Raw genomic sequence first — 14,398 nt, forward strand, 5'->3', positions numbered from 1 at the left:
TATAGATTAAGGTTGTCTAAAGTATGAAGAACAGAATTTAGCTTTTTAGGCTTTAGGCAACCTCACTTCCCGTCTTATTTTAATTTTTTTATTATGCAAAAGATTGTATTAGTATACATTGGCGTTTTATTAAGTATGTCTGGTTATACCCAGCAAGGAGAGCAATTTATTAGAAAAGATACAACACAGTTAGATGAAGTCATTTTAATTGGACAGCGTAAATTAAGCAATCATCGGCAAGAAAAAACACTCTCAAGTATTGATGATTATTTAGAGAAGTCGAACAAAATTACAATGCTAAAGCGTGGTAATTATGCATGGGAAGCGACTTTAAATAATATGACGAGTGAACGTTTAAACGTGACCATTGATGGCATGCAGATTTTTGGAGCCTGTACCGATAAAATGGATCCCGTAACTTCTTATGTCGACGTTTCTAATTTAGAGAAGGTAACCGTCAATTCCGGTCAGCAGGGAGCTGAAAATGGACATAGTATCGGAGGTGCTATCGATATGAAGCGACCATCATCAAAGTTTTATGATAAAGGTTTAACGACACATATCGATATGGGGTATGAGACCAATGGAAATTATGGAACCACTGGATTGGATCTGGAATATTCAGGTGATAAGTTTTATTTGAATACTGATGGTATATTTCGAAGATCAGATAATTATAAGGCAGGAAATCAAACAGAGGTCTTCCATTCCCAATTTCAAAAGTATAACCTATCGTTACAAGGAGGCTATAAACTTTCCGATAGGCATATTCTGGAAACTAATATAATTTACGATAAGGCTACGGATATTGGATATCCAGCTTTGCCAATGGATGTGTCTTTAGCAGAGGCATTAATAAGCTCTATAACGTATCGTTATAAAGGCCATCATTCATTATTGCAATCATGGGAATCAAAGATATATTTTAATACCATAACCCATATTATGGACGATTCGCAACGTGACGATGTTGCCATTCGTATGGATATGCCTGGTTGGAGTGATACCTATGGGATTTATAGTAAAGCTGCTTTACATAAAGGGAAACATAAATTATTGATTAACCTCAGTAGTTTTTATAACAGGTCGATAGCAGAAATGACGATGTATCCCAATGACCCAAATCAACCGGATATGTTTATGTATACTTGGCCAGATATTAGAACATTTTATTCGGGAGTTTATGTTAAAGAAGCGTATGCTATTAATGCATTTGAAACGGTATCTGGGGCATTGCGTTTTGGTTATCATAACAATACCATTGCTAAGCAAACAGGTTTAGAGAGTCTTCAAATCTTTTATCCAAATATAACAGATTCTAAAAATAGAATGCTGATGAGCCTTTCTGCAGATTATAAGTTAAGTGAGGATAGTTATGATGCTTCATTTGCACTTGGTTATGGAGAACGGGCACCTTCGGTAAGTGAAGGGTATGGTTTTTTCCTGTTTAACAGCTTCGATAATTATGATTACATAGGAAACCCAAACTTGAAAAAGGAAAAAAGCTTGGAGTTCCATGTCAATTCTAATTTTCATTTCGATAAACTAAAAATAGGATTAGAGTCGTCGTGCTTTTATATTTCGGATTATATAATTGGAGATATAGATACCACTATAAATTCGATGACTATTGGTGCTGATGGCGTAAGGGTGTATAAGGCCATTGATTATGCTACAATTCTAGATGTTTATCTTGATGCCGATTATACGTTTAATAAAAGGTTTTCCATTAACAGTTCGGTTGGGTATAATTACGGAACTGGTAACGATAATATAAAGTTACCTTTAATTAGGCCCTTTTCATATTTGGCAGAGTTTAATTATAATAGCCTTGGGTTTAATGCTGCTTTGCAATTAGAAGGGAATGCTAACCAAAGTCAGTATAGTAGTTTTTATGGTGAAGATAAAACACCTGCTTATGGTATATTAAACTTGAATTTAGGAAATATGTTTTATGTTAAAACTAATAAAGTGGTTTTAAAGTATGGTGTTGAGAATATATTAGATGCCAACTATTCAACATATGCCGATTGGAATAATATAGCAAGACAAGGACGGAATTTTTATATGAACGTGTCTTTTGTAATACGTTAATTATTTCCAGAATTCATCATCAAGTTTGTCTTCAAATGTAGACGGGCTATGGATGCTTTCAATGAGTAATAGTTGAGCATCGGTTGCTTTGTTTTGTATTTCAGGAAATAGAATACGTTCTTCAAATCTTATGTGTGCCTCAAGTGTTCCCTCAATATCGTTAAGCGTTTTTTCATCATATCTAGATGTGTTAAATAAATGCTCTAAATTCCTGTGTTCGGACAAAGCACGTTTTATAAGTTGGTTTTCCTCATTTAAAATAGGAAATATGTGTTTTTCCTCCATTTCAAAGTGTGGTACTAAATGTGTTTTAAAAAACCAATTGGTGTATGCTTTAATACGTTCAACGGGAATATTTTTACTTAGCCCACTGCGTATTTTCCACGATAATAATAAACCGTGATGGTGTTCTCTACTAAGAGGTTGTAGCGCTTTATGGCGTTTTAAGGGTTTTTTGTCCATGCGTTTTAGTTTTTAAAATATTGAATAGTAAGCTCATTATACCAATGGGTAATAAAGCACTGAAAAGAAATAATAAGAGGTAGTAGTTTGGTATAAACCCTTTACCATAATAAAACATACCACCTTGTAACATTAAAAGCAATTCGGTTAAAACAAATCCAAAAATAAAGGTGTAGATGGCGAACGGTAAACTGCTATTACGGCTCACTAATTTACTTTGTAATATAAATGAAAATATAAAGCCCGATATAATACCCAATAGCGTTAAATGTATAAAACCAATAACGAAATTTCGATGTTGATAAATAACTTCCGATATATCTGGAAGTAGTGAAAGCGACCGTAAGAGTATCTTTAAAACAAAACAAAAAATTGCAAAGCTATAAAGATGTACAACAAGCTTTGAGTGTTGTTTTAGTACCAATGGTAGCTTGGGTTTAATAAGTTGTAAAAAATGAAACAAGGCGACTAACTGAATAATGACGCCAATACCATTTATCCATAACAGACTGTTGTTTTCTATAAACCAGTAAACAGGCAAAGCAAGCGTTAAGATGGTAGAGGTAACTAAAAGTTTGAAAAAGACCCTAAACCTTTTTGAGTCGCGAAGCTGCAATAGGTGAAATAAAACAGCAACAACCGCTATTATAAACCAACCGTTAAACTGGAAGTGCAAAAAGAATTGTATGGCGATTTGATAAAAGGCCGACGCTTGGCCTAACATCGATACAGCCGGTCCTAAACACCAAACACCTATAGTAGAAATCAACATAAAAATAAGCGAGGTTTTTAACAGGTACTTCGTTACCACCGATTCGGTTTTATGGTGTTTCCAGATAAGGTATACAAAATAATAACTACAAAAAATATGTAAGGTTGAGAAGCTAATGGATACAGCAGCATAACCTTGAATCGGGAAGCTTAGCATCATACCAATTACTGCAAATTCGGTAAACCAAAATAGCCGATTATATATTGGACGCTTTTCTGGTATAAAAAAATGAACAAGCAATACATATAGCATTAAATACAGCCACCCTAGCATGGCTACGTGCGAATGCGCATGCGTTAAAAAGCGATAATTAAGTCCAATGGGCTGTATATAGGTGTAGCGCAAAGCCAGACCCATAAGGGCGGCAATTAAAAAATTAATCAAGCATACAATTACTAGTCTTTTTTGCATAGCTAAATTCTTGTTCGATTAATAGTACTTTAGAAGCAAGAAGGTATAAATATAGAAGCTTTTAAATGAAGTGGTTTAAACTTTTTAGCCAATTTATAAAAGTTTAAATCACTTCAATATAAAATTCCAGAAAGTAACAAGGACTTTCTGGAATTTTTAAACCAATTAAATTAGAGGGCACTATTAATCAATTCTTAAGCTTCCAATTATGTAAACTGTTTTTCTAATTTAATGGCTTTGGGAAATAAAATGTTATTCTCTAAATGAATATGTAAATGCAAATCCTTTTCAAATTCTTCTAGCATTGCAAACGTTACGCGGTATGTATTACAGGCATCAGCTGGAGGCGTATAATTATTTGTTAGTTCTGCAATTTTTCTAAAACGCTCTCCTTCATTGTCATGTTCCTGCATCATCATGGTAATTGGATTTTCAACCGTTCCAAATTGAGGTGCTTGTATTGGATTTTGATCTAAAGTTGCTTGCACCATTTTTTTTACGAAAGGGAATAATATCAATTCTTCTTTTTTCATATGGGCAGCTAATTCCCTGGAAGATGCCACGAATAAAGCGTTTATTTCTAATAGTTCCCGATGCCTTTCACCATGAACACGGCATAATTTATCTAAAAATTGTCTCAGTACGGGAACTTTTTCTTCTACATACCTATGATGTTTCTTTTCTATATATTCTGTAAGCAGATCTAAAGGCCATGACTTGTAATCAATAGACTGGTTTGCTGAGGTATTTATAACACTGTTTAGTTTATCTAATAGTTCGTCGCTGTCTATTCCTTTTTTTTCGCAAACCTCTTCAATGGTTCTCTGGCCTTTACAGCAAAAATCAATACCATAGTTACTAAATATGGCAGCTGTTCTATAATCTTCGGCTACAAATTGTCCGATTTGTTTTTGTGAATTGTTGTTTAATACTTCCATAATGCTATTTATTTAGGATAAAATTGTCTTATTTGTGATTAAATTTTTTTGTTCTTTACGTAATAGTTTTTAAAAAGGAAGCTCCAGATTTTATATTAAGTGCTAATTCTTCAAGACTTGTGTGTTCTAACATGTGTTTGAGTTCGTCTCGTACAACTTTAAATTTATCATGTACAGGGCAGGGTCTGTTTTCATCGCAGGTATGAAGCCCTAAACCACAACCATTATAAATCTTGTCGCCATCAATTGCATTCACAATCTGTGATAATTTAATTAAAGCAATGTCCTTTTTGTCTATTTCAAAACCACCATAAGCGCCTTTTACCGAATTAATGACACCGTGCCTTACTAAGGCTTGCAAAATTTTGGCAGTAAAAGCTTGGGGGGAATCAATTTCTTCGGCTATTTCTTTAGGACTAACACGTTTACCTTCAAAAGAGTTTATCGCTATAAAAATAGACGCCTTAATTCCATATTCACAAGCTTTTGAAAACATTCTTATTGGTTTTGTTTGGTCAAATGTAGAAAATAATTTTAATTAAGACAAATTTATCTTAATTTAAATTAATTTTTAAAGAAGATAGCCATTAATGAGGTCTGTTGATGTGGTATTGTAGATGGATTTGCTGTATCGAAGCGGCAAATTGGTTGTATAGGGCTTTTGTGTAGTATTTTTAACATGCTTTTAAGGAAACAATCATTATATTTACTTAGCTTATATTTATTAAATTTTAGACACATGACAAACATCAATCAAAACATCAAAGTATTAATGCTTTTTGTAATGCTAGTGGTTAGTCCACTGGTTTCCAAAGCACAAATTAAACAGACTGCCAGTGTTGAAGGTATTTCTGAGTACGTTTTAGGAAATGGTATGAAAGTATTATTGTTTCCCGATAATTCTTCACAAACTATTACGGTTAATATAACTTATAAGGTGGGATCACGCCATGAAGGATATGGCGAAAAAGGGATGGCCCACCTATTAGAGCATATGGTATTTAAAGGAACGCCGAACCATCCGGATATTCCCAAGGAATTAACAGCTCGCGGAGCTAGACCTAATGGAACGACTTGGTACGATAGAACAAATTATTTTGAAACCTTTAATGCAACCGATGAAAACTTGGACTGGGCTCTAGACTTGGAAGCCGATAGAATGGTTAATTCTTATATAGCTAAAGAAGATTTAGAATCGGAGTTTTCAGTAGTGAGAAATGAATTTGAAAGTGGTGAAAATTCGCCCTCCAGTGTGCTTATGCAAAAAGTGATAAGTAGTGCTTATTTGTGGCATAATTACGGAAAGTCAACCATTGGTAACCGATCGGATATAGAACGTGTTCCCATAGAAAACTTAAAGGCTTTTTATAAAAAATATTACCGTCCAGACAATGCTGTACTTATGGTTACTGGAAAGTTTGAAACAGAAAAGACATTGGCTCTTATTGAGAAAAAGTTTGGAGCAATCAAAAATCCAGAACACCCTTTAAGGGATATCCCCACCATAGAGCCTCCTCAAGATGGAGAAAAAAGAGTGACTTTAAGTAGGGTGGGAGACTTACAAATTGTTTCGGCATTATACCATACACCAGCGGGATCTCATGAAGATTATGCCGCTATGGCAGTTGCAGAAAATGTACTTACAGATCAACCTTCGGGACGTTTATACAAAGCTTTAGTTGATAGTCAGAAAGCATCATCGGTATGGTCTTTTTCGCCTTTTACCAAAGAACCTTCCTTCATGTATTTTAATGTTAATGTGCCTTCCGATAAATCTTTAAATGAAGCCGAAAATACACTATTAACTGTTTTGGATGATCTGAGTAGTAATCCAATAACAGAAGAGGAGCTAAATAGAGCAAAGGCCAATTTACTTAAGCGATACGATCAAATTTTTAGAAATTCAGCCTATTTAGGTACTTACATGAGCGAGTTTATAGGTGCAGGTGATTGGCGATTATCCTTTATACACAGAGATAGGATCGAGAGTATGACTGTTGAAAAGATTAACCAAGCCAGTCAAAGATATTTTATAAATACCAATAGAACGGTTGGTAATTTTATCCCAACAAAAAAGCCAATTAGGGTAGAAATTGAGCATACAGAAGGTTTAGAAGATTTAGTGTCGAACTATAAGGGAAAGGAAGGTTATGGTACAGGAGAAGCGTTTGACGTGTCTTATGAAAATATTCAGGAAAGATTGGATGCTGGCATCTTAAAAAATACACCTATAGAATATGGGTTTATTAAAAAGGACAACAGAGGAAAAACGGTCACCTTATCATTTACTTTTAGAAACGGTAATGTAAACGACTTTATGAATAAAGGACGTTTAGCAAGTTATACGGCAAGAATGCTTAATAAAGGAACGGTAAATAATACGCGGCAAGATATTGAAGATAAACTAAGTGCCATAAAATCATCTATAAGTTTTGGAGGCTCTAATGGACGTGTAACAGCGAATATAAGTACCAAGGAAGAACATATTATGGAGGCTTTGTCGTTAATGACCGATATGCTAAAAAATCCTAAGTTCGATGAAGCAGAACTTGAAAAACTTAAAACCCAAGAGTTGGCAAGTATTGAGCAAAACAAAACTGAACCACAGTACCTAGCAAGTAAGACATTAGGATTGCTTAATCAGAATTACCCTAAAGGACACCCGCTTCACGCGAATACCATAGAGGAAGATATTGTAGATATTAAAGCGGTTAATGTAGAAGCTATACAGGCGTATTACGATGCGTTTTATGGCATATCCGATAATGCAACCTTAGTAGCTATAGGTAATATTAATGAGCAAGAGTTGAAGGACTATTTTGAAAAAGAATATGCCGATTTTAAATCGGATAAACCTTATGTGCCAATTTCGGATGTATTTATACCAAATGCCGTTGCTAACGAAAAAATTAAAACGCCAGATAAAAAGAACGCAATAAGCATAGGGCTTTTGTCTTTTGAAGGGAGTCAGGTCGATGAGGACTATGCTGCATTGCAAATAGCAAGCACTATTTTTGGTGGTGGCGTTTTAAGTTCAAGGATAACAACCAGATTACGCCAGAACGATGGGGTTAGCTATGGAGCCGGAGGTTACGTAAATGTTGATGCCGATGAAAAAGGTAAAAAGTCTTCTATAGTAGTTTATGCTATTTATGCTCCGGAAAATGCTTCAAAAGTACAAACAGGGTTTCAAGAGGAAATAGCTCGTTTTATTAATGATGGTATTACTGAAGAAGAATTAGAGGTCGCTGTTACCAGTTGGGTACAAGGACGTAACGTATCCAGGGCTAAGGATAATGAATTATCAGGTTTAATTAACAATAACCTCTACTACGATAGAGATATGATGTTTCATAAAAGTATTGAAGACCGTGTTGAAAAATTAACTGTAGCAAAGGTAAATGAAGTCATAAAAAAATATTTTAAAACTTTCGATAAATGGACTGTTGTAAATGCAGGTGATTTTGAAGATTTTGAAATTAAGAATTCTAATAAAAAGGTGGATTAATCGAAAAGAATCCCTCGAGGCTCTGCCTCGGGGATAGTTCGTTTCAAGAAACTCATTATTTAAAGAAGAAGAAGAAGAAACTAAAGCCAATTTGCCATCTCACAAATTGGCTTTTTTTTTGAAATCTGTCAATTTTTGTCAGACACCAATTTGTTTTTTCCTTTTGTAGGTACGACCATACCATAAAAGGATTCCTGTAACGGGCAATGATGCTGTAAGGAGACTAATTAAAAAGGCAATTATTTTTCCAGCTAGCCCACCGATTGCGCCAATGTGAATATCATAGTTCATACGTAAAATCTTGTCAGCCACTTTAGCATCACTATATTTTCCATAGATACCAGGGGTTTCAATTTCTTCTAAAGTGTACTGGTCAAAAAAGCGAAAGTCGGAATCATAATATAAGCCTTTACTGTTGGAAACTTCTATATCTATACTTGATGAATCCGATTTGGGGTAATGGAGTTCAAAGCTTTTTGCATTAGGTGATTCTTTTTGAAGCATTACTATCAAACGATCAATAGGAGCTGTATTGGTATCGGTAACTAAGCTTTTGTTAATGTTATTAGGGATAATGAACTGAGGTACTTTGTCGCCTCCCGCCGATTTGTATACAACATATTTTAACCAGTTATACGATATTACCGACCCCGTAAAGGCAAGTGCCAAGGCAAGTGAACATATATAGAAACCTATAACACTATGTAGGTCAAAGTTCTTGCGCTTCCATCTTGTGCTAGGCTTCCATTCAAAAGTTAAACGTTGTTTTAAGTTTTTACGCCTTTTTGGTAGCCATAGAATAAAACCAGAGATGATGATAAGAATAAACACGAGTATAGAGATACCTACTACCTGTTCGCCAATTTTTTTAGGTAACCATAGGCGCATGTGCCCTTTTAGAATAAAAGCAAAGAAGCCTGAAAGGTGGTTGTCTACCTTAATGACTGCGCCTGAGTAAGGATTTAAAAACACACTTTGATAAAATTCAGGTTGTCTGTTATAAAATATAACTTCAATGGCATCATCTGGTTGCTTAAACACAGTACCATGAATGCTGTTGTTTGGGAAAACGGACTTGGCATAAATTTGAGCTTCTGTAGGGGTTAAGATAGGTTTGTTTTGTGGGATTATTTTTTTATAATCATTATATGTGTTTTCTATTTCTTCTTTAAAAGCCCAGCAACAACCCGTTATAGCGACTATAAAAACTACAAAACCAGTTGTAAGCCCTAATATTTTATGAAGTGTAAGGATACTTTTTTTGAATGTCATATTTTGGGAAATGAGGAGTGAAAAGTAAATTAGACGTTACGTTGAACACCGTCGAAATGTTTTAGTGCTTGGTGATCAAACATAGGTTTCGACGGTACTCAACCAGACAAATCATTAACAGGTCTTTAATTGTTAAGCAGGTTTAAAATTTATAAGTAAAGTTTGCTAATAAGGTTCTTGGGGATTGCGGATTTATAGTTGTCCAGCCTTTATAATATTCTTTATTAAAAGCATTGTTAAGTTTTAGGCTTATGCGATAGTTTTGGGTTTGGTAAAACAATGAAGCATTCACAATCGTATAGCTAGGGAGTATAAATTCCCCTGTAGATTCATAATTAATTGCAAAACGTTCGCTTGCACCATTGGCACCTAGTCCAAATCCAAATCCTTTTAATGTGCCTTCTTGAAGTTGGTAGTTTGCCCATAGATTGTAAAGTGTTTTCGGTCCAGATTCAAGAGGTCTGCGGTTTAATATTTGGATGTTATCCGATTTTGTTGTTTCACTATCATTGTTACTGTACCCTGCTTTTATGTTTAGTCCTTTTATTGGGTTTGTATTGATATCAATTTCAAAGCCTTTACTAATTACTTCTCCGCCTTGTATTTTGTTAAAAGGTGAATCGGGATCTGTGATGACGCGATCGGTTACTTTAATGTTGTAATAGCTTATTGTTGTATTTAAACGGTTGTTGAACAGGTTTGTTTTTATACCAAACTCGAACTGATTTGCTTGTTCAGGGTCAAAAGATTTTAAGGTTTGGGGACCGTTATCGGGATTACCAACTAGAATGGGAGCTACATTGGTAAATCCATTTTGGTAATTTGCAAATATTGATAATTTGTTTATTATGGGTTGGAACAAAAGCCCAAATTTAGGAGATAGGGTAGTTTGGTCAAAATCATCTTCTGTATTCACCAAGCTTCCTTTGTTGTCGAATCTGTCTAAACGTAAACCAATCATTGCCGATAGCTTGTTCGTGATATTTAAAATATTAGAAGCATATAAGCTGTAAATATGGTATTTAGATTTAATGTTGCCAATAGACTTGGTCGCAAGGACAGCATCGACACCTGTAGTTGATAGGGGGTATGTGTCGTTTTCTACCTCGGTAGTAAAAGGATTATCTCCATTAACGTTCCCATTTGGCATCACATTTCCATAAAAAGCATAGCCACTATTATTACTTGTTTCTGTAACGTTTAAATAATCAATCCCAATAACCACTCTATTTCTTAACGTTGCAATTTTAAAATCACCAATAAAGTTTTGTTGTATATCTGTTGTTTGTGTATTGGCATTTTGTTTGCTAATAAAGCGTGTAAATGTATTATTACCCAATATACCGTAATCGTATAAATACGAATAGTAGCCTTTGGTTGAGGTAGAACTTTTGGATAGTAGGGTTTGCGACTGCCATGCATCCGATAGTTTGTAATGCATTTCAATTCTATAGTTTTGTGTCGGATTTTTTAAGGATAGATCATTACTCGTAAACGATAACTTATTGTTATACCCTAGCTCCTTAAGGTTTTTGGCATCGGAGGGAGCACTTCTGTTAAGGAATAAGAATGTTGGGTTTGTTTGTTCAGTTTGTGTAATTTCTCCATAGAAAGAAAAGGAGAGCTTATCGTTCACTTTATAAGAAAGTGATGGGGCAGCAAAAAATGATTTTCTAAAACCAGCATCTTGAAAACTTTGTTCTGTAGCATATGAGGTATTTAGTCTAAAATAGATATTTTTTTCTTTGTTTAAAGCAGTATTGAAATCGCCTGTAACTTGATTTAACCCATACGTTCCAGATGTAAAGGACAATTCTCCTCCAGTTCCAACAAAGGGTTTTTTGGTAACAACATTTATTAACCCGCCATAAGATGTTACAGCATTACCAAATAAGGTGGCAGATGGTCCTTTTATAACTTCTATGCGCTCTATGTTAGCTGGGTTTATTGTACCGTTTGTTATTCCCGGTAATCCATTTACTAGTTTGGGTTGTACAGAAAAGCCACGCAACGCATAGTAACCTGCACCATCACCACCGCGACCGGTAGATGCCCAAAGGTTTTCTACACCAACAGCATTTTTTAGGGCATCGTTAAAAGTGGTAATGACTTGAGATTCGAGTAGATCATGGGTAATCGTACTATAAACCTGCGTGTTTTCAATATCTTTTATGGGAAACTTAGAAACATAAGCTGTTTCCTTTCGGGAAAACTTGTTGGTTCGTTCGCCATTGATAACAACTTCATTTAAAATTTCATTGCCTTCGTAAAGGTGTATTGTTTTTAAGTTTAAGGATTCATTGTTTGATATGTTGATTTGTAACGTTTTGGTTTTGAAGCCTAGATAGGAAATGACCAGTATGTAGTTCCCTTGTTTAATATTGGTTATTTTAAAATACCCATTTTCATTTGTTTGTGCACCTTTGGCTGTATTCTTCAAAGAAATGTTTACACCAAGTAAAGCACTTTGGCTGTTATCTTTTATAGTTCCCGTAATTGTTCCGTTTTGGGAAAACCCAACCATGCTTAATGTTAAAAAGAGTAGAATGCTTGTTTGTTTCATTTTATTTTTATTTAGACTAATTATAAATAATAGATTTGTGATGCAAACATAAGTCCTACATTTCTTTCGTGCAACTTATTTATAATAATTCTAAATAATGATTTTTGACGCTTTTGATTTTATAGATATTATGTTTTTGAAAATCAATTTTTTAACACACAATTAGGTGTGACAGAAAATGAAGAAATTTGTTTAGCCGAAGTGTTTTTTTAAAAAAATCAGGATTTTATTGGGAAGTTGAAGTGTGGGGCTAATCGATTAAGATATCAAGAATTTTAATTGCTGCTTCGCTTATTTTAGTGCCAGGACCGAAGATTGCTACAGCACCTGCATCAAATAAAAAGGGATAATCCTGTTTTGGTATTACGCCCCCTACAACAACCATAATATCGTCCCTTCCGTATTCTTTTAGAGCTTTAATAACTTGGGGTACTAAGGTTTTGTGGCCAGCTGCCTGAGACGATATACCTAATACATGCACGTCGTTTTCTACAGCTTGTTTTGCAGCTTCTTGAGGTGTTTGGAACAGCGGCCCTATATCTACATCAAAGCCAACATCGGCATAGCCTGTAGCAACTACTTTAGCGCCACGGTCGTGTCCATCTTGCCCCATTTTAGCAATCATAATACGTGGTCTTCTACCATCTTGTTCTGCAAAAATATCGGCTAGTTCCCTTGCTTTTTTAAAGGAATCGTCGTCTTTTATTTCGTTACTGTACACACCTGAAAATGATTTTATTTGTGCTTTATATCTTCCGTACACCGTTTCAAGGGCATCGCTTATTTCACCAAGGGTAGCACGCTCGCGTGCAGCTTCAATAGCTAAAGCTAATAAATTATTTTGACCAGTACGGGCTGCCTCGGTTAAATTCGTTAAGGTTATATTAACCTTTTTAGAATTTCTATTTGCTTTAATTTTGTTTAGTCTTGCTATTTGTTGAGAACGTACCGTTTTGTTGTCTATTTCTAGTGTTGTTATTGGAGCTTCTTCTTCTAATTTGTATTTGTTAACACCAACAATAATATCTTTTCCAGAATCAATCCGGGCTTGTTTTCTGGCAGCAGCTTCTTCAATGCGTATTTTAGGGATGCCGGCCTCAATGGCTTTTGTCATGCCTCCTAAAGCTTCAATTTCTTGAATGAGCTCCCATGCTTTATGGGATATGTCATGTGTTAATTTCTCTAGGTAATAGCTTCCCGCCCAAGGATCAACGGTTTTGGTTATTTTGGTTTCTTCTTGTAAATAGATTTGGGTGTTTCTGGCAATTCTAGCAGAAAAATCGGTTGGAAGGGCAATCGCTTCATCTAGGGCATTGGTATGTAAGCTTTGTGTGCCACCAAAGGCTGCTGCAGAAGCTTCAATACAAGTTCGGGCAACATTGTTAAATGGGTCTTGCTCGGTTAAACTCCATCCAGAAGTCTGGCAATGGGTTCTTAAAACTAGTGATTTTTCATTTTTCGGATTAAACTGCTTTACCAATTTGGCCCAAAGCATACGTGCTGCCCGCATTTTAGCAATTTCCATAAAATGATTCATTCCTATAGCCCAAAAGAAAGACAAACGGGGTGCGAAGGTATCTATATCCATACCAGCTTCAAGACCTTTGCGAATGTATTCCAAACCGTCTGCCAATGTATAGGCTAATTCAATATCACAAGTAGCACCTGCTTCCTGCATGTGATATCCTGAAATACTAATACTATTGAATTTAGGCATGTGCTTGCTTGTAAATTCAAAAATATCCGAAATGATTTTCATGGAAGGCGTAGGAGGGTAGATATAAGTATTGCGTACCATGAACTCTTTTAAAATATCATTTTGAATGGTGCCAGAGAGCTGATGGAGCTGTACACCTTGTTCTTCGGCCGCCACAATGTAAAAGGCCATAATTGGTAAAACAGCACCGTTCATGGTCATGGAAACACTCATTTTGTCCAGTGGGATTTCATCGAAGAGTATTTTCATATCTTCTACACTATCAATGGCTACTCCGGCCATCCCTACGTCACCAACGACACGCTCATGGTCGGAGTCATAACCACGGTGGGTCGCCAAATCGAAAGCAACCGATAGCCCTTTTTGCCCCGCCTTTAGGTTACGACGGTAAAAGGCATTACTGTCTTCGGCTGTTGAAAATCCGGCATATTGCCTTATAGTCCATGGCCTGCGTACGTACATCGTACTATAGGGGCCACGTAAATTAGGGGTGATGCCAGCCACAAAATTGAGGTGTTCTAAGGATTCTAGATCCTTTTTAGAATAGGTAGCTTTAATGCCAATACCTTCAGCAGTTACAAAGCCATGCTCAGCAGTTGCATTTTGGCTTTCAGGCTCATGTAAGTTAATATGTTGAAGGTTTTTTCTTTGCATTATGTAC

Annotated in this window: 9 protein-coding genes; 2 read left to right on the forward strand and 7 right to left on the reverse strand. The window is 35.5% G+C overall.

Annotation, left to right across the window (positions count from 1 at the left end; all coding sequences use genetic code 11):
- Positions 1 to 93: 93 nt before the first annotated feature.
- Positions 94 to 2,094, forward strand: coding sequence for a TonB-dependent receptor plug domain-containing protein (locus JF259_RS02620; RefSeq protein WP_199113008.1), 2,001 nt, complete (start codon positions 94 to 96; stop codon positions 2,092 to 2,094).
- On the opposite strand, the gene JF259_RS02625 is transcribed toward JF259_RS02620, so the two are convergent.
- The 4 genes from JF259_RS02625 to JF259_RS02640 form a co-directional block, all read right to left on the reverse strand.
- Positions 2,095 to 2,556 carry a hemerythrin domain-containing protein gene (locus tag JF259_RS02625; protein WP_199113015.1) on the reverse strand — a complete coding sequence of 154 codons (462 nt, stop codon included), beginning with the start codon at positions 2,554 to 2,556 and terminating at the stop codon, positions 2,095 to 2,097. It abuts the gene before it with no gap.
- A complete protein-coding gene (locus JF259_RS02630; RefSeq protein WP_199113017.1) occupies positions 2,528 to 3,739 on the reverse strand; it encodes a hypothetical protein in 1,212 nt (403 codons plus the stop codon). The genes JF259_RS02625 and JF259_RS02630 overlap by 29 nt, the downstream gene beginning before the upstream one ends.
- 206 nt (positions 3,740 to 3,945) lie before the next feature.
- Positions 3,946 to 4,677, reverse strand: a complete 732-nt coding sequence (ric, locus tag JF259_RS02635) for an iron-sulfur cluster repair di-iron protein (RefSeq protein ID WP_199113019.1) — start codon at positions 4,675 to 4,677, stop codon at positions 3,946 to 3,948.
- A 55-nt stretch (positions 4,678 to 4,732) separates the two neighbouring features.
- Positions 4,733 to 5,173 (reverse strand): RrF2 family transcriptional regulator, encoded by a 441-nt coding sequence (locus JF259_RS02640; RefSeq protein WP_199113021.1) that lies wholly within the window; start codon positions 5,171 to 5,173, stop codon positions 4,733 to 4,735.
- Positions 5,174 to 5,416: 243 nt separating this feature from the next.
- Here JF259_RS02640 and JF259_RS02645 point away from each other — a divergent pair, with 243 nt between their 5' ends.
- Positions 5,417 to 8,185 (forward strand): M16 family metallopeptidase, encoded by a 2,769-nt coding sequence (locus tag JF259_RS02645; RefSeq protein ID WP_199113023.1) that lies wholly within the window; start codon positions 5,417 to 5,419, stop codon positions 8,183 to 8,185.
- 138 nt (positions 8,186 to 8,323) lie between these two features.
- Here JF259_RS02645 and JF259_RS02650 read toward each other — a convergent pair whose 3' ends face one another.
- From JF259_RS02650 to scpA, 3 genes are all read right to left on the reverse strand, one after another.
- Positions 8,324 to 9,457: a PepSY-associated TM helix domain-containing protein gene (locus tag JF259_RS02650; protein ID WP_199113025.1), complete on the reverse strand. Its 1,134-nt coding sequence runs from the start codon at positions 9,455 to 9,457 to the stop codon at positions 8,324 to 8,326.
- Positions 9,458 to 9,599: 142 nt separating this feature from the next.
- Positions 9,600 to 12,020 (reverse strand): TonB-dependent receptor, encoded by a 2,421-nt coding sequence (locus JF259_RS02655; RefSeq protein WP_199113026.1) that lies wholly within the window; start codon positions 12,018 to 12,020, stop codon positions 9,600 to 9,602.
- 250 nt (positions 12,021 to 12,270) lie between these two features.
- On the reverse strand, positions 12,271 to 14,391 hold the full coding sequence (gene scpA / locus JF259_RS02660; protein WP_199113028.1) for a methylmalonyl-CoA mutase: 2,121 nt from the start codon (positions 14,389 to 14,391) through the stop codon (positions 12,271 to 12,273).
- Positions 14,392 to 14,398 lie beyond the last annotated feature (7 nt).

Origin of the sequence: Snuella sedimenti, from assembly GCF_016428595.1 — a bacterium.
GTDB classification, from domain to species: Bacteria; Bacteroidota; Bacteroidia; order Flavobacteriales; family Flavobacteriaceae; genus Snuella; species Snuella sedimenti.